This window comes from Streptomyces sp. Q2 (assembly GCF_056820935.1).
Genome location: NZ_JBXEJE010000024.1, coordinates 63183 through 82558, shown reverse-complemented (window position 1 = coordinate 82558; position 19376 = coordinate 63183). Strand labels below are relative to the sequence as shown.

The window sequence follows — 19376 nt, the reverse complement described above, 5'->3', positions numbered from 1 at the left end:
ACCCACGAGCTGGTCTGATCATCCATCAGGCCGGATGCCGACCCGGCCGATTCCCTCGCGGGCGCACTCGTTCTATGCCTGCAGAAACCTCCGGAACCAGTCGAGTGCTTCCGAGCCGGCGCGCTCGAACTGGGCGCGGTACGGGTCGAAGTGGCCGCCGGGGATGAGGATCAGCTTCTTGGGTTCGAGGGCGTCCTCGTACGCCTCGAGAGCGACGTCGGTCACCGTCAGGTGATCGTCCTTGGCAACGATCATCAGCAAAGGCGTGGGGGACACCCTGTGGATGAACGACCCAGGCTCATACATGCGCGCCATGCGGGTGGAGCGCACGGTCACCTTGTTCTCCCAGATTCCCTCGGGCAGCTCCTGGAGATAGAAGTCGACCGCGTCCGGGGAGTAGTAGGACGCGCGGACCGCGGGATCGGCGCTGACGACCTGGTGGTAGTCGAGTGGTTCTCCGCGGGCAGCTCTGCGCTCCTCCTCCGCGAACCCCTCCTCAAGGGCGGGAACGAGATGCGGAGGCACCCGCCGAAGCCCCTGCCGGTAGCCGCTGATGTTCGGGACCTGCGCGACGACGGCCTTCAGGCGCCGGTCGGTGGCACCGAGCACGATGGCGTGCCCGCCGGCGTAACTGCTTCCCCAGACGCCGAGCCGGTCCGGATCGACCTCGGGCTGCGCCTCCAGGAAGGAGATCGCTCGACGCCAGTCCTCGGCCTGCACCCACGGATTGACGTCCTGACGTGGCTCGCCGTCGCTGGCGCCGAAGGTGCGGTGGTCGTGGAGGAGTACGGCGAAGCCCGCCTCGGCGAACCGCCGGGCGAAGCCCTCCAGGGCGTGCTCCTTGACGCCCGCGTAGCCGTGAGCCATGGAGATGGCCGGATGCGGGCCTTCGCCTTCGGGTACGAAGTACCAGCCGCGCAGGGTCACTCCACCGTCGGCGGTGAAGGCCACGTCTCGCCTGTCAACCATGGTTCCTCTTTTCCTTACTGTCACTCCTGCCGCGCCGGGTGGGTGGCGGGCCGGCGGGGTGGGCTGCCGTCGAGGGGCCGTCGGCGAGCCAGGACTCGATCTGCTTCCAGCCCTCGGACCATTGAGGGTCGAGCATCATGGTGTGTCCGACGCCGGCGATTTTCCGGAGTCGCGCCCCGTAGCGCCGCGCAGTGGCCCGTACGGAGACGAGGGGCACGAGCCGGTCCTTCGCGGCGGCGACTACCAGGACCGGCAGCGGCGGCACACGCGTCGGCCGGTGGAAGAGGAACTGGTACTGGACGAGCGGGGAGTCGGGGGTCAGGCGCTTGCTCGCCTCGGCCGTCGCCGGGTCGTCCGGGTGGGCGTAGAGGATGTGGGGACCGAGCTTGATCGGCCTGCCGGCTATGTAGCGCGGCACTTCCAACGGCTGCCGGCGCAGTACCGCCAGAATCGTGTGCACCGCGGGGCGTGGGGGCAGCGGAGCGACCAGGATCATGGCGGCGGCGTTCGCCGCCGCGGCCGCGCGTTGGACGACGAGCGCGCCCATGGAGTGCCCGATCAGCACGACGGGCCCCGGGAGCGAGCGTACGGCGCGGACGACGTCGGCCTCGTAGTGGCTCAGCGCGGAGCGGGCGGCGGTGCCGCCGCTGCCACCGTGGCCGCGCAGCGAGAGCGCCCAGCTGTCGTGTCCGGCCGCGGCCGCCGCGGCCATCCAGTCCGTCCAGACCCAGGCGCCATAGCCCAGACCGTGCACGAACAGCAACTGGGGTGTTCCGGGTGCCGCGGGTCTCAGTGGTGCGGCGTGGAGCATCTCCAGTGCCGGTTCCCCGGTGAGACCTGGAAGCGTTGTTGCTTTCATAGCGGCGGACCCTAACAGTCTGGTACACAGGTGACAACGGTATGGCTCTGTCATTTCGCATCCGTTGAAGCGGCCTTCCCGCTCCGGGACCCCGGCGGGCATTTCAGGTGGCGCACACCTGGCGTTGTCACATGTGTAAGCGTTACGCTCCTGTACACATCAGAGGTCGTCCCTCTCGCCCCGCGCTTCCCCGGGGCTATCCGCACCCGGTACCGACCGGGAATCGAGCCGGCCATCGTCGCGGGCGCCGAGAGCAGGCCGAGACCGGCAGCCCTTCGGATGAGGCGTTCAACGGAGAGTGCAAATGATCATCGATACGGCATCGCTCGACGCCAGGTCGAGCTACAAACTTCTCATCGGCAGCGTGCTGCCGCGCGCGATCGCCTGGGTCAGCACCCGGTCGACCGCGGGCATCGGCAACGTGGCCCCGGTGTCCTTCTTCACCGTCGTCGGCCGCCTTCCCCCGATCGTGTCGATCTCCCTTCAGCCCCGCTCCGACGAGGTCACCCTGAAGGACACGTTCGTCAACATCCGGGACACCGGTGAGTTCGTGGTGAACATGGCGTCGATCGGCCATGCCGACGAGGTGCACCGCTCCGCCTTCGAGTTCGACCCGGAGGTCGACGAATTCGAGGCACTCGGCCTGGAGAAGGGCGAGTGCGAGGTCGTCGCGGCGCCCCGGATCGCCGACGCCCCTGTTTCCATGGAGTGCGTGGTCGATCGGATCATCCCCATGCCCCCGATGCCGGACCACGTGGTCTGGGGGCGCGTGGAGCGCTTCCACGTGCGCGACGACCTCTACCTGCCCGGCGGGCGCATCGACATCGGTGCCCTGGGGGCCGTTGGGCGTCTGGCCGCCGAGTACTCGCTCGTCAACAACATCTTCACCACCCCCCTGCCCGAGGAGCTCGTCGAGCGTCTGCGCGTGACGCGCAGCGCGCGGCTCGATGAACGTCCGACGGACTTCTCACCCATCGACACGGCGGAATGGTCGCCTTCCGGATCAACGAGGACGGAACCGAAATGACCAGAGACTTTGGGCACACCGACCCGGCCGGTACCGGCGTTGGCGAGGTGCTCCCGCAGGCGCCGACACTGCTGCTCGTCCACGGCTTCCTGGACGATGCCACGGTCTGGGACGGTTTCGTCGAAGCCTTGAAGGGTGCCGTGGCGACGGTGGGTATCGATCTTCCGGGTTCCGGGACCCGTGCGTCCTGTGCCGAGGACACGGAGAAGCTGAGTCTGGCCCTGTTCGCCGACGAGGTCGCATCCGTCGTCGACGAGATCAAGGGCCCCGTCGTTGTGGTGGGCCAGAGCATGGGCTCCCAGGTCGCCGAACTCGCGGCCGCCGCCCGGCCCGGGCGCGTCGCCGGACTGGTTCTGCTCACGCCGGTCCCGCTCGGGGGCACCCGTCTGCCCGAGGAAGCCGTCGTGCCGTTCCGGGCACTCGGCGGGAACGCGGAGGCCCAGCGTGCCGTTCGCACCCAGCTCTCGCCGGCGCTCGACAAGGAGGCACTGGACGCGCTGGGCCGCAGCGGCCTGCTGGTTGCCCCGCCCGTGGCCGCACGGTACGTCGACATCTGGAACAACGGTGTCGAGGAGGCACCGGAACAGAGCGCGTACTCCGGCCCCGTCCTCATCGTCCGCGGCGACAGCGACGGCTTCGTCACCGAGGAAGTCGTCACCGGCGCCATCGCGCCTCGTTTCCCTGCTGCCCGTCAGGCGACGGTTCCCGGCGGCGGGCACTGGCTGCACGTGGAGCACCCCCACGCCCTGGCCCGCGAGGTCCTCGGCTTCCTCCAGAACCTGAATGCCGGCGATGCGGCTTCGGGCTGGCGCAGCGGCTTCTCGGAGCATTCCGAGAACACCTTCGCCCAGGGCTTCGCCGAGGACGTCGTGCTGGAGGCCAGCATTCTTGCCCGGCCGATCGCCGGTCGGGCGCTCGTCGCCTCCGCTCTCGCGGCCGCGAGCACGATTTACGAGTCGCTGGAGTTCACGGCCGAGGCCTCCGACGCGACCACGACCTACCTGCAGTGGAAGGCGACGGCGTTCGGCGGAGTGGAGTTCTGCGGCGTCACGCTTCTGGAGAAGAACGCAGAGGGCGATGTCGTCCGGGCGGCGATCCACCATCGTCCGCTCGGAGCAGTCCTGCGGTTCTCCGCCACCGTCCGCGACCGGCTGGTCGGCATCGTCCCGCCCGATCACTTCTATGCGGGCGACCCGCAGCCCGCTCAGGGCGCGTAGCCCAGTTCCCCGTCTGTCCCGCGCGGCCACCATCAGCGACCGTGCCTGCAGGAAAGAAATGGAAGACCGATGAGCCATCTTGGGTTCGACATCAACGACCACGTCGCCGAGATCGTCCTGGACAACCCGCCGCAGAACCGTATCGACGAACAGATGGCCGAGGAACTGCTCGCCGCGGTCGAGAAGGCGGAGTCATCGGGGGCGCGGGCGATCCTTCTGCGGGCCGAAGGGCCTGACTTCTGCTTCGGCGGGGACATCGTCACGTGGCCCGACCTCGACGTGCGACAACTGCGGATGCTGTTCGAGCGGTACATGTTCGCCTTCAACCGCTTCGAGCAGATTCCCGTGCCAGTGATCGCAGCGGTGAACGGCCTGTGTTTCGGCGGGGGCTTCGAACTCGCGCTGCGCTCCGACGTGATCTTCGCCGGCGAGGGAGCCCGGTTCGGGCACCCCGAGCAGACGCTGGGCATCGTCACCCTGCTTGGCGGCATCTACCGATCGGCTGCTCGTGCGGGCCGTGCCAGGGCCTACGAATGGGCACTGACCTCGGAACAGGTGCCCGCTGCCACCATGGCGCAGGCCGGAGTCGTCAATCACGTTCTGCCCGATGTCGAAGTCCTCGAAGCCGCCCGGGCGTTCGCCCGCAAGGTTGCCGCAGGGCCCACCCGGGCGCACGCCGCGCACAAGGCGCTGCTGCGGATGTGGGAAGCCGGTGGCGTGAACGCCGCCGACGACTCGATGTTCGACATCGCCATCCCCTTGTTCGAGTCCAAGGACGTGACCGTCGCTCTTGCGTCGGCTGTGGCGGCCTACAAGGCCGGACAGCCCCGGCCCACTGTCGACTTCACCGGGGAATAGGGGGAATAGGTCGCCTCGCGGGGCCGTCGTGCCGGCGGCCCCGCTCGTGCGGTCTGGCCATAGGTCACAGGTGAAAGCGATAGGCTCTTACAGAGGCGATGCAAGCACCCTGACGGCACCAGGAGGACACGATGAGTGCGGCGGTCCAATGGCCGGCCTCGGCTCGCTACGAGGAAGTCGAACACAACGCCCCAGGCGGGCTGGGATTCGTACAGGACCTCTTGAACACAGCGAGTCTGGGCAAGCCACGTCAGCCTGACCTCCTGGAGTCCGTCGATACGGCGGAGCAATGGCTCAGGTCCTCCCTCGCAACGCTGAGCAGTATCGACTCCAGTGCTCCTTCCGCTCCCAGTCCCCTCGATGCACGGGGCCTCGGGCGCCTCCGATCGCTGCGCGACGACCTCCGTGCCGCGCTGGCCACCGGGCATGCCGACGAACCTGCCGCCGCCGTCGCCGCACCGTCGATCGAGACGACGGCAGCCGTGAAGCTGGACGCCGGAGGCGCGCGGCTACAGGCGCGCGGCAAGGGTGTCGAACTTCTCCGCTCGTACGTCATGATCCAACTGGCCGCCGCCACCTATGCCGACACGATGCGGCGATTGAAGGTGTGTGCGAACCCGCGCTGTCGCGGTGCGTTCTACGACCGCTCCAAGAACTGCTCGCGTCTTTGGCACGACGTCACCACCTGTGGGAACACCCAGAACGTACGGGCCTATCGGGCCCGTCTGAAGGAACGCGGGCTCTCCTCGGCGCGGTGATGCGACGGCAACCGCAAGCGGATGCCGTCGCGCGCGGTGCGGGCGCTGCCGAAGATGCTCAGGCACAGAGTCCGAGTCAGTCCGGCGGGACGGCGACGTCCCGCCACCGTCCGTCCGGCAGCAGCCGAGGCAAACGACCCGAAGCATGGCTGACGCCTCCTGCCGCGGCACGCTGGGCAACCTCGCCGTACGGTGTGATCTGCCCGGCGCAGTTCGCGGGGTGCTCGCCGGCTGCTGCTTCGTCACGCAGGCCGTCTCCCGCTTGCGCGCCGTGCGGCCTCGCACCGAACGCGGGCGTCGCCGATCGCGGGGCGGGCTCCGCAGGCGGCCTTCGCCGCCCTGGCCTCTCCTACGTCAACTAGCCCCTCTCCTGCCGGAATTCCGGTGGACCGGCGGCCGGTTGCCATCGGCACCTGGGTTCCATGGGCGGTGACCGTCCTCGTACCGTTCCCGCAGCGCTGCCGACCGGGCCCGGTGCGGGTCTCACTCGGCCCGCCCAGTGCGGAGCCGCCGCCCAGCGCTGCATGCGCCGTTGGCTCTCAGCTCGGCGACCAACGCAGCCTCCGCCGGCTCGGCGCTGTCCTCGGCCGCCATCCGCTACGGCAAAGCCCCCATACGGCTGCGGATGATCCTCCAGTCCACCCTGACGTGCGAGGTCTCCGACGCCGGCAGCACCGCCCCGCACCTGCGCCATGCCCGGGTCTTCGACGAAGGCGGCCGCGGCCTGCTCCTGGTCGCCCAGCTCCCCGAGCGCTGGGGTGCACGGCACAGCGGTGAGGGCAAGGTCATCTGGGCCGAACAGGCCCTCCCGGGCAGAGGCAGCTCCGAACTCAGACCTGTGACGGCGGACTTGAGACCGTAGAGAGACGAGATCACCCAGGGCCGGCTCGGGGGCTCGCGGAGCACGCTCAGTCGATGAGGGCGGAATGACCTTTCGGCTCCTGTCCTTCGCGTCGCAGTCTGGAAGGTGACGTGTCGAACCACCGACGTACCGCACGAGTGAGGCTGGACTGTTCCTGCATCCCCAGGCTGGCCGCGATCCGCGAGAAGGACAGGTCGGTCCTCGTGATCAAGTCCAGGGCCTGACTCCTGCGTACACGATCGACGACGCCGGAGAAGGTCGTGCCCTCCTTGGACAGGGACCGCTGCAGTGAACGCGGGTGGAGACTCAGCAGGCGCGCGACTTTCGACAGGTCCGGACCGCTGGATCCGAGCTGTTCGCTGAGAATCGCTGCGACCAGGTCCGACATCGGCACGTGCCGGTGGCCGAAGTGCGTTTCGAGATGGTCCATCGCGATGTCGTGAAGCAGGTCATCGCCGCCCCTGACCGGTGTCGAGAACAGGTGGCTCGGGACGCGCAGGGCCGCGCTCGGACAGTCGAATCTGACCTCGGCCCCGAAGTACTTCCGGTAGGAGCTTTCCTGTGCCAGGCGAGGGTGTGGCAGCAGGACCGAACGCAGTCCGTAGGGTGCGTCGCCGTGGAGCAGCGTCAGGACTCGGTGGACGATCCCGATGCCGTAGTCGATCGCCTGTGGTGAGGCGTTGATGCCCGTGGTCGTGTAGCGGAGGCCGACCACACCGGGGCTTCCCAGCGGATCGTCGGTTTCCTCGAGTGAGAGGGCCGGGCTGTAGACGAACAGGTACCGGCTCGCGCACTCGACGGCCTCGCCGATCGTGCGTGAGTTCTCCATGGCGATCGCCAGCGGTCCCAGCACATGCAGATCCTGCTGCGCCGCCATCCTCAACCCGAGGTCCGGAAGCGCGAATCGGCGGGCCGTTTCCTCGAGAACGCGCTCGACCAGTCGGAGACTGGCGAACGAGTTGCCCTCGGCGATCCTCGCCTCGTCGAAGCCGTATGCCGCGAGGAGTTCCGGGCCCGAGCCGCCGATCTCGGTGACGAGCGCGGAGAGCCCCTGCAGGGCAGAGCACCGGACAGGAAGATCGGTGTCACGCAAGGACAAATCCTTGTCGCCTCAGGGCAAGTACCGGAATGTTTCAACGAAGCAAACTACACGTCACGACCGAGAGGACAGCTTCTACCGAGCTGGAGCCGAAGTGACTGTCGCCCCACCCATGCTAAGCCCCGCCGACCTGCTGACACCCGAAGAGTTGGACGTCCGCTGGAGGCTCGCCGTCCGCGACCGCCTGGCCTCCATGGACCTGCGGCTCACCGGGCCGGTCAAGCGCCTCGGATCTGCTGAGGAGCTGGACCTCGGAGACCTTCTCATCACCGACTGGGTGTGCGCGCAGGTCGAAGGGACCCGAGGCAGAAACGCGGTGCGTCAGGACGACGACGCGCTGCTGCTCCTCGCTGCCAGCGCCGGCCGGCAGATCATCGAGACCGCTGACGAGACCGTCGTTCTGCGACCAGGAACGGTTCTCATCATGAGCACCCGCATCACCGGGCGGTTCGTCATCCCGGATCACCTGGCCAAACGAACGGTCCGGGTGCCCATGAGCGCCCTGTCCCCGTTCGACGCGGGGGGCGGTACGCCCGGTTGCCTGCTCCTGGACACGGCTCAGAGCCCTTTGGCGAACCTCCTCCACGGCTTCCTCATGAGCCTGGACCGTCACATCGGGCGGATGTCCGCGGCGGAGGTCGAGGGAGCGCGCAACTCCCTCCTCGTCCTCATTGCCGGCGTGATCCGTGCGAGTCGACCACGCATCGGCGACGACGAGTTCCTGCAGTTGTTCCGACGGCGGTTGGAAGACTGGATCATCGACCATCTCGCCGGTGGACCGATCAGAGTCGCCGACCTCGCTGCCGCCCACAGCGTTTCTCCGAGGACGGTCCACCGGGCCTTCGCGTCGACCGGGGACACCGTCGGGACGGTCATCCGCATGCACCGCCTGGCAGCGGCCAGAGGCGACCTGGTGAACACGAACCTCTGCATTGCCGCGATCGCACACCGGTGGGGCTTCTGCGACGCCAGCCACTTCGGACGGGAGTTCCGTCGAGAGTTCTCGCTGTCGCCCGGCGACTACCGGGAAGCCCACGGATGCGCCTGACCGTCTCCTCGTAGGCCGTGACACACCCGTACCACCTCGCGGCGCGATCCTTCTATGAGCCCTCACAGGCATTCGTGGATTCTGGGCCCGACACCACCACTCGCGAGTGTCGGGTCACTCCGAGTGAACCTCCACACGACCGACGGACCATCGCAAGCGAATCGGAAGATCACATGAATCGAGAAGACATCGAGTTCCAGGGCGAGGGCGGCGTCACCCTCCGGGGCTGGTTCTATCCGGCCAGGAACACCAGCACGCCGGCACCGGTCGTGGTCCTGGCGCACGGGCTGTCATGCGTCAAGGAGATGCACCTCGACGACTATGCCGTGGTCTTCTCCGAAGCCGGCCTCAACGTGCTCGCCTACGATCACCGGAACTTCGGCGACAGTGAGGGAACTCCCCGCCAGGAGGTCGACCCGGTCCTGCAGTACCGGGATTTCCGGAACGCGATCACCTACGCCACCACCCGCCCCGAGGTGGACGCGTCGAAGATCGGCATCTGGGGCTCCAGCTTCTCCGGTGGACACGTCCTCATGGTCGCGGCGATCGACAAGAGGGTGAGGGCCGTCGTCTCCCAGGTGCCGTTCATCACGGGTCCGCGCACCCTGAGCCGGGCGATCCGGCCGGACTTCATCCCAGTCTTCCGTGCGATCCAGGAGGGCGACCGGCTCAACCGGTTCACCGGCGGAGAGCCCGCCATGCTCCCGGTCGTCGCGGCCGACCCCACGGCGCAGGCCGTGATGCCAGCGGCCGACGCCTACGAGTGGTTCAGCAAGACGTCGGCGGACCGGGCGCCCAACTGGAAGAACGAGCTGACGGCTCGAAGCATGGAAATGGTGACCGAGTACGCCCCGGGTACCTTCATCAGCCGCATCGCGCCGACCCCGCTCCTGATGATCGTGGCCGACAACGACAGGGTGGCACCGTTCGAGTTGGCCCTCGACGCGTACGAGGAGGCCCGGGAGCCGAAGCAGATCATCGTCAAGCAGGGCGGCCACTTCGACTTCTACAGCGGCCCCGGCTTCGACGAGCTCTCCGCAGCCGCACGGGACCACTTCGTCAAGCACCTCCGGGGCTGAGCCCCCCTCCTGCGCCGCATCGACGACCCACGCCTTCCGTCACCGATCCATCCAGCAAGGAGCCGCAATGCCGTACTGGGAGATTTTCACCCCCGAGAACGCCTTCACCCCGCAGGACAAGGAACAGCTGTCCGAGAGGATCACCTCGCTCTACACGGACTACGCCTATGACCTGCCGAAGTTCTACGTCGTCGTCCTGTTCAAGGAAATGCCGGCGAACACCATGTACGTCGGTGGTAAGGCAAACAACAACTTCATACGGATCCGCGTGGACCACATCGCCCGGCAGATGGACGACCCCGAGATGCGGTTCCTGTGCATGGAGGTCATCGAGGAGAAGCTGGCGCCGTTGGTGAAGGAGCGCGGCTATGACTGGGAGGTCCACATCGACGAGACCCCCATGGACCTCTGGCGCGTCCAGGGCCTCGTTCCGCCTGCGCCGGAGTCCGACACCGAGAAGCTCTGGGCCAGGGAGAACCGGCCCGTCCCCTACGAGCTGACCGGCTGACCCCTGACCGAGGTCCCGAGGCATCGTGAGGTGCTGTCGACCGTGCGTGCCCCGGGACCTCATCCATCTCCGGAGGATCCGTCTGAGGAGCCCATGACGACCACAGCGCGTACCACCCGCGGCGAGGGCACCCGCTACCGCATCGACCGGCCGACCTTCGCGGACATCTGCGCGATCTGCGGATCCCGAGGAGCGATCCGGGAGGCGGGGACAGGATTCCCGACATCGACCTGCCGACAACTGACGCAGGCCGCTTCAGCAGCGAAAGTATCGCCGCGGACAGCCGTCCCGTCCTGCTTGTCTTCGGTTCACTGACCTCGCTCCGCGCTGCCGCTGTCTGCGCGGGGTTGCTTGTCCCGCAGTGAGCCGTATCAACCGCTCCAGCAGCCACGGTGGTGCTTCAGAGCGACGTGGCGCTCGCATACCAGCGCTCGGCGCACTCGTTCTAAGAGTCACCGAGCGTGCGTTCATAACGTGACTTCGCCTGCCGACGTGCGCAATGCCGCGTCGGCCGACAACACCGCAACCGGAGGTACCTCGTGACCACTGACACCCACTCCTCGCCGGCCGCACCCATCCGCGCCACGGTCTTCGTCGGTCGCTGGCCGAATGTCCCGGCCGAGGAGTTTCCCGGCGTACCGAACGGCACCTTCTCGCCCACCACGGCCACGCTCGTGAGCGGCGCCACCGAGATGGTCCTGATCGACGCGCTCTACCTCAAGGACGACGTCCGCGACCTCGGTGACCTGATCGAACGCACCGGCAAGAAGCTCACGACGATCTACATCACCCATGATCACGCTGATCACTACCTGGGCTTCGGACCGCTCCTGGAGCGGTTCCCGGAGGCGAAGGCCGTGGCGCTGCCCCACGTGGTCGAGTCCATGAAGCAGAGCATGCAGCTTCAGATCGAGCAGTGGCGCATGCTGTTCGGCGACACCTGCATCATGGCGGGGCCGCTTCCGGAGCCACTCGAAGGCGACACGCTGTACGTCGACGGATCTCCCCTGCACATCATCGAGGTGAAGCAGGCCGACATCCATCCCACGAGCATCGTGCACATCCCCGAGATCGACGTCGTCGTGGCCGGTGACTCCATCTACAACGAGATCCACCCGATGCTCGGCCTGTCGACGCCCGATGAGTGGCAGGACTGGCTCGAGACCGTCGACACCGTGGAGAGCCTCCGCCCGCGCATGATCGTGTCCGGACACCGCAGGCCCGACGGCGACGACTACGCGGTCGAGACCATGATCGCCCAGACCCGCGCCTACATCCAGGACTTCGCGGCTGCCTCCGAGGTCGCGAAGGACGCAGAAGAGCTGGTGGCCACCATGGTGGAGAAGTACCCGCACCACGGCAACGTCTGGACGCTCCAGTTCTCCGCCGGCGAGGCGATCGCGAAGCGCGATGCTGCTGAGTGACCGAGCCTGTCACCCGAAGCCCGCACTGTTGCCTTCGCGTTGAAACGCGCCACACCACGATAGGTGACCTCACCATGAATTTCGCCTCTCTGCCCGACCGTCGCGCCGCATCCACTCCGGATGGGCCCGCGGTTGCCGACGGGCGTCAGTCGCTCACCAATGCCCAGTTCCTGACCCGTGTCCGGGCTGCTGCTCGTCACCTTCAGGACCTTGGGATCGGTACTGGCGATGTCGTGGCGCTCAAGCTGACGAACCGCGTCGAGTTCGTGCTTCTGCTGTTCGCGGCCTGGCGGCTCGGGGCGACCGTCACCCCGGTCAATCCGAGCCTGACCGAGGGTGAGGTCGCACGGCAGCTCCACGACTCGGGCGCACGCGTGCTGGTCGTCGAGGACGGCACGACCGCTGCAGGCGTCGCCACGCCGGCCGTCGACGACCTGTACGGAGAGGCGGTGGGGTCGGGTCCGACGCCGCAGCCGGACTCGACCGCGCCGGCACTCTTGATCTACACCAGCGGAACGACGGGCGTACCGAAGGGCGTGATGCTCGACCACTCCAACATCGACGCGATGGCGGCGATGGGGTGCCAGGCGATCGAGGCCGGGCCGACCGACCGCTGCTTGCTGATCCTGCCGCTCTTCCACGTCAACGCCATCGTGATCAGCGTGCTCATGCCGCTGGTCGCAGGCGGCAGTGTCTTCATCACCGACCGGTTCGACCCCAAGACCTTCTTCGATCTCGTCGAGCGGGAGCGACCCACCTACTTCAGTGCCGTGCCCACGATCTACAACATGCTCGAGGCGCTGCCGGCCGACGTTCGACCCGACACGTCCTCGCTGCGTTACGGCACGTGCGGCGCGGCACCCGCCTCCGCCGAGTTGCCGATCCGATTCGAGGCTCGGTACGGCTTCCCCATCATCGAGGGTTACGGGCTGTCCGAAGGAACCTGCTTCTCCACCGTCAACCCCGTCGCGGGTCCGCGCCGGGCGGGCACCGTGGGGGTTGTCGTCCCGGGGCAGGAGCTCCGGATCGTCGACGAGCAGGGCAATGAGCTGGCGACCGGCATGGATGGTGAGGTCATCGTGCGTGGCCCCAACGTCATGCGTGGTTATCTCGGCCGGCCGGAAGACACGGCGAAGACGATCGTGGACGGCTGGCTGTACACGGGCGACGTAGGCCACCTGGACGCGGACGGCTACCTGACCCTGGTCGGGCGATCGAAAGACATGATCATCCGCGGTGGCGAGAACATCTACCCCAAGGAGATCGAGGACGTCCTCACGGCTGCCCCCTCTGTCCTCGAGGCAGCCGTCATCGGTGTGCCTGACGAGAAGTGGGGAGAGGTGGTCGTCGCCTACGTCCAGCCGCGACCTGGTATGACTGTTCACCCCGCGGCTCTGGAAGCGCTGACTGCGCAACACCTCAGCGGCTACAAGCGGCCGACGTCCGTCTTCGTGGTCGACGCCCTCCCCAGGAACGCCGTCGGCAAGATCGACAAGCCCTCGTTGCGGGCCGCTCACGCCGCAGCCCTGTCATCCCATTGACCACCAGCAGATGCTCGGTCATCGAGGGCTCGCCATCTTCGAAGGTCGGGTGGCCCGCGGGGCGAGATTCCCTCCCGCCACCCGATCGTCTTCGAAGGTGCCGGCCGGAGGGGTCGGAGTGACGCTTCAGGGGCGTGCTCGTGCGGATGGACGACCGTGAGGCAAGGGGGAGTGCCAGGCGCCGCCGGGAGGCGTGGGTTCGAACTGCCGGAGTGAGGCAGGCGCACCCGGGGCTGGCAGGCCGACCATCCCCAACTCGACATCTGGGTGCTCGACTTCTCCGGGAAACCGGGGCGCCCGTGACTGACCAAGCACGACGTAGCCGTGATGGGAGAGAGCCGACGTCGTTCGTCAGCCCGCGGTCGCGGACCGGTGGTCGGTGCCCAGCATGGCCAGCACCAGGGTCGCGTAGCGGCGGCCGAGGCTGACGGGAGTGTGGTGGCCGCCGGGGGCGTACCAGCGGCTGACGTCGACGCCGAGGGAGAGTACCGCCAGTGCGACACCGCCCGGGTCCTCGGTGCGGAACGCCCCGGACGCGATGCCGGCCGCGATCTCGTCGAGCACCACCTCCTCGGTGCGGCGGCGGAGCCGGAGGATCTCGTCCCGGTGGTCCGGCGCGAGTGCGCCGAGCTCGTACTGGACGACGCGGGCCAGCTGGTGGTGGCGGGCGTGCCAGGCGGTGTAGTCGTGAACCAGCGCCCGTAGCCGCCCGACCGCCGTCACCTCCTCCGCCAGGGCGCGTTCCACTGCGGCCAGTGCGCTGCGGTGGCCGGCGAGGCTGATCGCGTAGAGGAGGTCTTCTTTCGTGCGGTGGTGTGCGTAGACGGCCGACGGGCTCATCCCGGCGGCGGCGGCGATGTCGCGGGTGGAGGCGCCGTGGTAGCCGCGGGCGGCGAAGGCCGTGAGGGCCGCCTCGAGGATGCGCCGGGAGCCGGGGCCGGCCTCGCCCCACAGGTCGTCGGTTGCGCTGGTTGTCACGCGCCCATTCTTGCGGATCACGTCTGTAGGTCTGCTCAGCTGATGATGAGGCCGCCATCGACGGTGAGGGTGGTGCCGGTGACGTAGCTGGAGGCGTCGGAGGCGAGGAAGACCACGGCGGCGGCGAGTTCCTCGGGTTCGCCGGTGCGGGGAAGCGGGATGCGGCGGACGATGTCGTCGATGTGGTCGGCGTCCTGACGGGCGGTCATTTCGGAGGCGAAGTAGCCGGGGGCGAGGGCGTTGACACGGATGCTCTTGCGGTGGCTCCACTGGGCTGCCAGGTCGCGGGTGAGACCGAGCAGGCCCGCCTTGGAGGAGGAGTAGCCAGCCTGCGGCAGGCCGGTGTTGACCAGGCCGAGGACGCTGGCGATGTTGACGATGGAGCCGCCGCCGGTCATCACTCGGGCTGCCGCCTGGGCCATCCAGTAGGCACCCATGAGGTTGATGTCGATGATGTGCCGGAAGTGCTCCGGTGTCTCCCGGCTGGCCGGGACCGCATCGGCTACGCCGGCGTTGTTGACCAGAACGCCGACGTGGCCGAAGTCCGCGGCGGCCGCCGCGACCGCATGACAGTCGTCGGGCGAGGCGACGTCGGCCTTGACGCACAGGGCGCGGCGGCCCGTGGCCTCGACGAGGCGGGCGGTGTCGGCGAGCCGGTCGGTGCGTCGGGCGGCCAGGACGACGTCGGCCCCGGCTTCGGCGAGGGCCTGAGCGAAGGCGACGCCGAGACCGGAGGAAGCGCCGGTGACGATGGCGACGCGGTCGTCGAGACGGAAACGGTCGAGGATGTTCACAGGGGCTCCAGAGAGGTCAGAGGGACAGGCCGCCGTCGACGGGCAGCACGGCACCGGTGATGTAGCCGGCCTCCTCGGAGGCGAGGAAGGCGACAGCCGCGCACATCTCGCTCGGGTCGCCGAAGCGGCCCATCGGGATGCCGGCAGTCAGCTCGGCGCGCTTCTCAGCGGGGACGGAAGAGACCATTCGGGTCTCCGCGTTGGGGGAGATGGCGTTCACGGTGACGCCGAAGCGGGCGAGCTCTTTGGCGGCGGTGCGGGTGAAGCCGATGATTCCGGCTTTGGCGGTGGCGTAGTTGGCCTGGCCGATGTTGCCGTGCAGACCGGAGTAGGAGGTGACGTTGACGACCCGGCCATACCTCTGCGCACGGAAGTGGGGGACGCACGCCCGGGTGAACCGGAAGGTGCCGCCCGCGTGAACGGCCAGTACGGCGTCCCAGTCGTCGTCGGTGAGCTTCCACAGGACGCCGTCGCGCAGGATTCCGGCGTTGTTGACCAGGACGTCGACGCGGCCGGTCTCGGCCAGCGCGGTGGCGACGACACGCTCCGCGTCAGTGCTGGAGGTGACGTCCGCGGCCACCCACAGAGCGTCCAACTCCTTCGCCACCGCGCGGAGTTCGTCCTCGTCTCGGTCGACCAGGACCACGTCCGCGCCTGAAGTGCGCAGGTGGCGACCGAGTTCGAGGCCGATGCCGCGGGCTGCGCCGGTGATGATCACGGTGTGGCCGGTGAAGTCGAAGCTGAGGTTGCCCATCGGGCGCTCCAATCCGGAAGACGAGGTGCCCAAGGGCCTTACAGGCCGAGGTCGCGGCCGATGAGTTCCTTCATGATTTCGTTCGAGCCGGCCCAGATCTTGGTGACGCGGGCGTCCTGCCAGGCTCGGGCGACCCGGTATTCGTTCATGTAGCCGTACCCGCCGTGCAGTTGGACGCAGGTGTCGAGGACCTCGTTCTGCACCTGGGCGGTCCACCACTTGGCCTTGGCCGCGTCCACCGCGGAGAGCCGGCCCGTGACGTGGGCCGCGACGCACTGGTCGACGAAGGCCTGGGTCACCTCGATCTGGGTGACCATCTCGGCCAGCCGGAACTTGTTGTACTGGAAGGAGCCGACGGACTGGCCGAAGGCCTTCCGCTCCTTCACGTACTCCAGCGTCTCGTCCAGGATCTGCGCGGCGTGGGCCAGGTTGAGCACGGCGGCACCGATCCGCTCCTGCGGGAGCCGCTCCATCATGTGGATGAAGCCGCGGTCGACTTCGCCGATGACGTTGGCGCCCGGGACGCGCACGTCGTGGAAGAACAGCTCGGCGGTGTCGGCTTCGTGCTGACCGACCTTGTCCAGCTTGCGCCCGCGCTCGAAACCGGGCATGTCCGTCTCCACGGCGAACAGCGTGATGCCCTTGGCGCCCTTCTCCGGACTGGTGCGAGCGGCGACGACTACCAGGTCGGCGCCGAAGCCGTTGGTGATGAACGTCTTGGAGCCGTTGAGGGTCCAGCTCTCGCCGTCGCGTACGGCAGTGGTCCGCAGGGCCGCAAGATCGGAACCCGCCGAGGGCTCGGTCATACCGATCGCGGTGACCAGCTCGCCCGCGCAGAACCGCGGCAGCCAGCGCTCACGCTGCTCCTCGGTGGTCAGCTCGACCAGGTAGGGGGCGACGACCTCGCAGTGGATGGTGAACGAGGAGGCGAACGCCACCGACAGCCTGGCGAATTCCTCGTGCAGAACCGCGGTGAAGCGATAGTCGCCCGCCTCGCTGCCGCCGTACTGCTCCGGTATCAGCAGCCCGAGCAGTCCTTGCTGCCCAGCGGCCTTCCACGCGGCGCGGTCGATCGCCCGCTGCTGGATGAACTCCTCCTGGCGCGGCCGCAGCTCGCGCTCCACGAATGCCCGGACGGAGGCCCTGAAGGCCTCGTGGTCGGCATCGAAAACAGTACGGCGCACAGGAGCTCCTCGTCGCTCGCCGGAAAGAGGAAGTAAGAAGCAGGAAGCAGGAAGTAAGCGAGTGCATAGTAACTATGCGAGTGCTTAGTTTTCTTAGGCGGGCCGATTCCGTCAACCCCGTCTGCGAGGCAGACGGACATGACGTACGCCACGGTGGTCCTCCATCGCGCGCAGCGGAGTCCGCCGGCGGTTCCCCCATCAACACCCCACACATCAACCGTGTTGACGGGTCTGGTTGAGCGGGGTGATGGGCGGCCATGCCCGCAGGCAGGCGCGGATCGATGGCGTGACCGCTCCGCAGTGCCGCCGAACGTCTGTATGCGATTGCCTCGGCCACCGCAGGCATGCGGGAGGACGGCGGGCCGGGGCGAGGCGCTCACCGAGAAGCAAGACGAAACGGGCAGGGGCCCGTCTGTCGCGGAGGTACCACGGCGAGGCGCGTTCGTCCTATGGAGCACCCGTTTCGGGTGGCTACCTTGCTGACGTCATCCCTGTTCTGCCGGAGCTTGAGAGCCGCTCGCCCGGACAGAACCCACCGCCAGATCTCCGAGAAGAGCACTCAGATGCCCGAAGCCGTGATTGTGTCCTACGCCCGCTCGCCGATCGGTCGGGCGTTCAAGGGGTCGCTGAAGGAGATGCGCAGCGACGATCTCGCCACCCAGGTGATCGCTGCGGCGCTCGCCAAGGTCCCGGGACTCGACCCCGACGAGATCGGAGACCTGATCCTCGGCTGCGGTCTGCCCGGTGGTGAACAAGGCTTCAACATGGCGCGCAACGTCGCGGTCCAACTGGGCTACGACAACCTGCCGGGCACCACGGTGACCCGCTACTGCTCATCGTCGCTGCAGACGACGCGGATGGCCTTCCACGCGATCAAGGCAGGCGAGGGTTCGGCCTACATCTCGGCGGGCACAGAGGCCGTGTCCCGGTATGTCAACGGCAACTCGGACTCCTGGCCGGACACGCAGAATCCCGCGTTCGGCGTCGCTCAGGCACGCTCGGCCGCCAGGCAGGCGAGCCACGAGGCCTGGACCGACCCTCGCGAGTCGGGACTGGTGCCCGACGTGTACATCAGCATGGGCGAAACCGCGGAGAACGTGGCCTCCCTCACGGGCATCAGTCGCGAAGAGCAGGACCGGTGGGCGGTTCGTTCGCAGCACCGAGCCGAGGAGGCCATCGCGCGCGGCCACTTCCGGGGGGAGATCACCCCGATCACCCTGCCCGACGGCTCGATCGTGACCGAGGACGACTGTCCGCGGCCCGGGACGACGCTCGACGCGGTCTCCGCGCTCAAGCCGGTCTTCCGTGAGAAGGGCTCCGTCACCGCCGGCAACTCGTGCCCGCTCAACGACGGAGCGGCGGCCCTCGTCATCATGTCCGATGTCCGGGCGCGTGAACTCGGCCTGCAGCCGCTGGCCCGCATCATCTCCACCGGCGTGACCGCTCTGTCGCCGGAGATCATGGGCCTCGGACCCATCGAGGCCACCCGTCAGGCACTCGACCACGCGGGCCTGACCATGAGCGACGTCGATCTCGTCGAGATCAACGAAGCATTCGCCGTGCAGGTGCTCGGCTCCGCACGGATGCTGCAGATCGACGAGGACAAACTCAACGTTTCGGGAGGGGCCATCGCGTTGGGCCACCCCTATGGGATGACCGGAGCGCGGATCACCGGATCGCTCATCAACAACCTTCAGGCCCATGACAAACAGATCGGCCTGGAGACGATGTGCGTCGGCGGCGGGCAGGGCATGGCCATGCTGATCGAGCGGCTCGCCTAGGGCGTAGCCCGTCGGTCCCGGCGCGCGCAGAGATCCATACCGTGCCCACGCTGACCACCACTTCGGCCTACAGCGGCTGCTGGAGTGTTTCCCGCAGGCCCGCGCGGTCGCCCTGCCGTCGGTGGCCGCGGCGATCAAGGCAGGCAGCGAGGCTGAGCGCAAACCGTGGCGGCCTTCTTCGACGGCCAGGCACCGGACACCACTGTCGTCCCCGACCCCTCGAGGGCGGCACGATCCTGATCGACGGCCAGGAGTCATCGGCAAGACCCATCGTCAAGATCGCCAGGGCGCGCCGCCCGCGCACCCGCTACCGGGTGGGTTTCGGGACCGCCCCCGCCATGTTCCCGCGCTGGCTGATGCCGGACCGCGCCTTCGATTTCGTCATCCGCGGTGCCTTCTGCGTCTGATCCAATCTGGTTCCAGGAGAGATCGGTCCTCTGCGGCCCCCGCGCCACCGGTGCGGCGGGTGGTCGCGACGACCGGAGGAGGGCAGGCACGACACCGAAGGCTGCTTTCAGTACGTCGGCCGCAGCACCACCCTCGCCCAGACGGCCAGTTGCTGCGGTCGCCGGCCTGCTCGCCGCGCGGCGGCGCGGTCATCCGTGGACAGGCTGGTGGTTCTCCGCCGGGTGGCAG

The 19376-nt window shown here is 68.1% G+C and carries 17 protein-coding genes and 1 pseudogene; 11 read left to right on the top strand and 7 right to left on the bottom strand.

Going from position 1 to position 19376, the window contains the following annotated elements; all coding sequences use genetic code 11:
- Positions 1 to 72: 72 nt before the first annotated feature.
- The gene (locus ACWBNA_RS26400; protein WP_482707002.1) at positions 73 to 969 is read right to left on the bottom strand and encodes an alpha/beta hydrolase; all 897 of its coding nucleotides are present in this window, start codon (positions 967 to 969) and stop codon (positions 73 to 75) included.
- Entirely contained in the window at positions 962 to 1828 is an 867-nt protein-coding gene (locus ACWBNA_RS26395) for an alpha/beta hydrolase (protein ID WP_482707001.1), read from the bottom strand. The genes ACWBNA_RS26400 and ACWBNA_RS26395 overlap by 8 nt, the downstream gene beginning before the upstream one ends.
- Positions 1829 to 2132: 304 nt before the next feature.
- Here ACWBNA_RS26395 and ACWBNA_RS26390 point away from each other — a divergent pair, with 304 nt between their 5' ends.
- From ACWBNA_RS26390 to ACWBNA_RS26370, 5 genes and pseudogenes are all read left to right on the top strand, one after another.
- A complete protein-coding gene (locus ACWBNA_RS26390) occupies positions 2133 to 2855 on the top strand; it encodes a flavin reductase family protein (protein WP_482707000.1) in 723 nt (240 codons plus the stop codon).
- Complete coding sequence (locus tag ACWBNA_RS26385) at positions 2852 to 4072, top strand: alpha/beta fold hydrolase (protein WP_482706999.1); 1221 nt, start codon at positions 2852 to 2854, stop codon at positions 4070 to 4072. The genes ACWBNA_RS26390 and ACWBNA_RS26385 overlap by 4 nt, the downstream gene beginning before the upstream one ends.
- A 69-nt stretch (positions 4073 to 4141) precedes the next feature.
- Positions 4142 to 4930 carry an enoyl-CoA hydratase/isomerase family protein gene (locus ACWBNA_RS26380; protein ID WP_482706998.1) on the top strand — a complete coding sequence of 263 codons (789 nt, stop codon included), beginning with the start codon at positions 4142 to 4144 and terminating at the stop codon, positions 4928 to 4930.
- Between the two features lie 131 nt (positions 4931 to 5061).
- Positions 5062 to 5688, top strand: a complete 627-nt coding sequence (locus ACWBNA_RS26375) for a CGNR zinc finger domain-containing protein (protein ID WP_482706997.1) — start codon at positions 5062 to 5064, stop codon at positions 5686 to 5688.
- 571 nt (positions 5689 to 6259) lie between these two features.
- A pseudogene (locus tag ACWBNA_RS26370) lies at positions 6260 to 6550 on the top strand (ATP-binding protein); the annotation flags it as partial.
- 46 nt (positions 6551 to 6596) lie between these two features.
- Here the strand turns inward: ACWBNA_RS26370 and ACWBNA_RS26365 are convergent.
- On the bottom strand, positions 6597 to 7643 hold the full coding sequence (locus ACWBNA_RS26365; RefSeq protein WP_482706996.1) for an AraC family transcriptional regulator: 1047 nt from the start codon (positions 7641 to 7643) through the stop codon (positions 6597 to 6599).
- Between ACWBNA_RS26365 and ACWBNA_RS26360 the strand changes: the two genes are divergently transcribed.
- The 5 genes from ACWBNA_RS26360 (at position 7633) to ACWBNA_RS26340 (ending at position 13249) form a co-directional block, all read left to right on the top strand.
- Positions 7633 to 8697: a helix-turn-helix transcriptional regulator gene (locus tag ACWBNA_RS26360; RefSeq protein WP_482706995.1), complete on the top strand. Its 1065-nt coding sequence runs from the start codon at positions 7633 to 7635 to the stop codon at positions 8695 to 8697. The two genes, ACWBNA_RS26365 and ACWBNA_RS26360, sit on opposite strands and share 11 nt — an antisense overlap.
- A 173-nt stretch (positions 8698 to 8870) precedes the next feature.
- Positions 8871 to 9776 (top strand): alpha/beta hydrolase, encoded by a 906-nt coding sequence (locus ACWBNA_RS26355; RefSeq protein WP_482706994.1) that lies wholly within the window; start codon positions 8871 to 8873, stop codon positions 9774 to 9776.
- Positions 9777 to 9843: 67 nt separating this feature from the next.
- The gene (locus ACWBNA_RS26350; RefSeq protein WP_482706993.1) at positions 9844 to 10284 is read left to right on the top strand and encodes a tautomerase family protein; all 441 of its coding nucleotides are present in this window, start codon (positions 9844 to 9846) and stop codon (positions 10282 to 10284) included.
- Positions 10285 to 10823: 539 nt separating this feature from the next.
- The gene (locus ACWBNA_RS26345; RefSeq protein ID WP_482706992.1) at positions 10824 to 11708 is read left to right on the top strand and encodes an MBL fold metallo-hydrolase; all 885 of its coding nucleotides are present in this window, start codon (positions 10824 to 10826) and stop codon (positions 11706 to 11708) included.
- Positions 11705 to 13249 (top strand): class I adenylate-forming enzyme family protein, encoded by a 1545-nt coding sequence (locus ACWBNA_RS26340; protein WP_482706991.1) that lies wholly within the window; start codon positions 11705 to 11707, stop codon positions 13247 to 13249. The genes ACWBNA_RS26345 and ACWBNA_RS26340 overlap by 4 nt, the downstream gene beginning before the upstream one ends.
- Before the next feature lie 351 nt (positions 13250 to 13600).
- On the opposite strand, the gene ACWBNA_RS26335 is transcribed toward ACWBNA_RS26340, so the two are convergent.
- The 4 genes from ACWBNA_RS26335 to ACWBNA_RS26320 are packed head-to-tail and all read right to left on the bottom strand — an operon-like array spanning position 13601 to position 16959.
- Entirely contained in the window at positions 13601 to 14227 is a 627-nt protein-coding gene (locus tag ACWBNA_RS26335; RefSeq protein ID WP_232649887.1) for a TetR-type transcription factor C-terminal domain-containing protein, read from the bottom strand.
- Between the two features lie 35 nt (positions 14228 to 14262).
- Positions 14263 to 15021 carry an SDR family NAD(P)-dependent oxidoreductase gene (locus ACWBNA_RS26330; protein WP_482706990.1) on the bottom strand — a complete coding sequence of 253 codons (759 nt, stop codon included), beginning with the start codon at positions 15019 to 15021 and terminating at the stop codon, positions 14263 to 14265.
- A gap of 16 nt (positions 15022 to 15037) precedes the next feature.
- Positions 15038 to 15775, bottom strand: a complete 738-nt coding sequence (locus ACWBNA_RS26325) for an SDR family oxidoreductase (protein ID WP_482706989.1) — start codon at positions 15773 to 15775, stop codon at positions 15038 to 15040.
- 38 nt (positions 15776 to 15813) lie between these two features.
- Entirely contained in the window at positions 15814 to 16959 is a 1146-nt protein-coding gene (locus ACWBNA_RS26320) for an acyl-CoA dehydrogenase family protein (protein WP_482706988.1), read from the bottom strand.
- 563 nt (positions 16960 to 17522) lie between these two features.
- Here ACWBNA_RS26320 and ACWBNA_RS26315 point away from each other — a divergent pair.
- Complete coding sequence (locus ACWBNA_RS26315; RefSeq protein WP_482706987.1) at positions 17523 to 18740, top strand: acetyl-CoA C-acetyltransferase; 1218 nt, start codon at positions 17523 to 17525, stop codon at positions 18738 to 18740.
- Positions 18741 to 19376 lie beyond the last annotated feature (636 nt).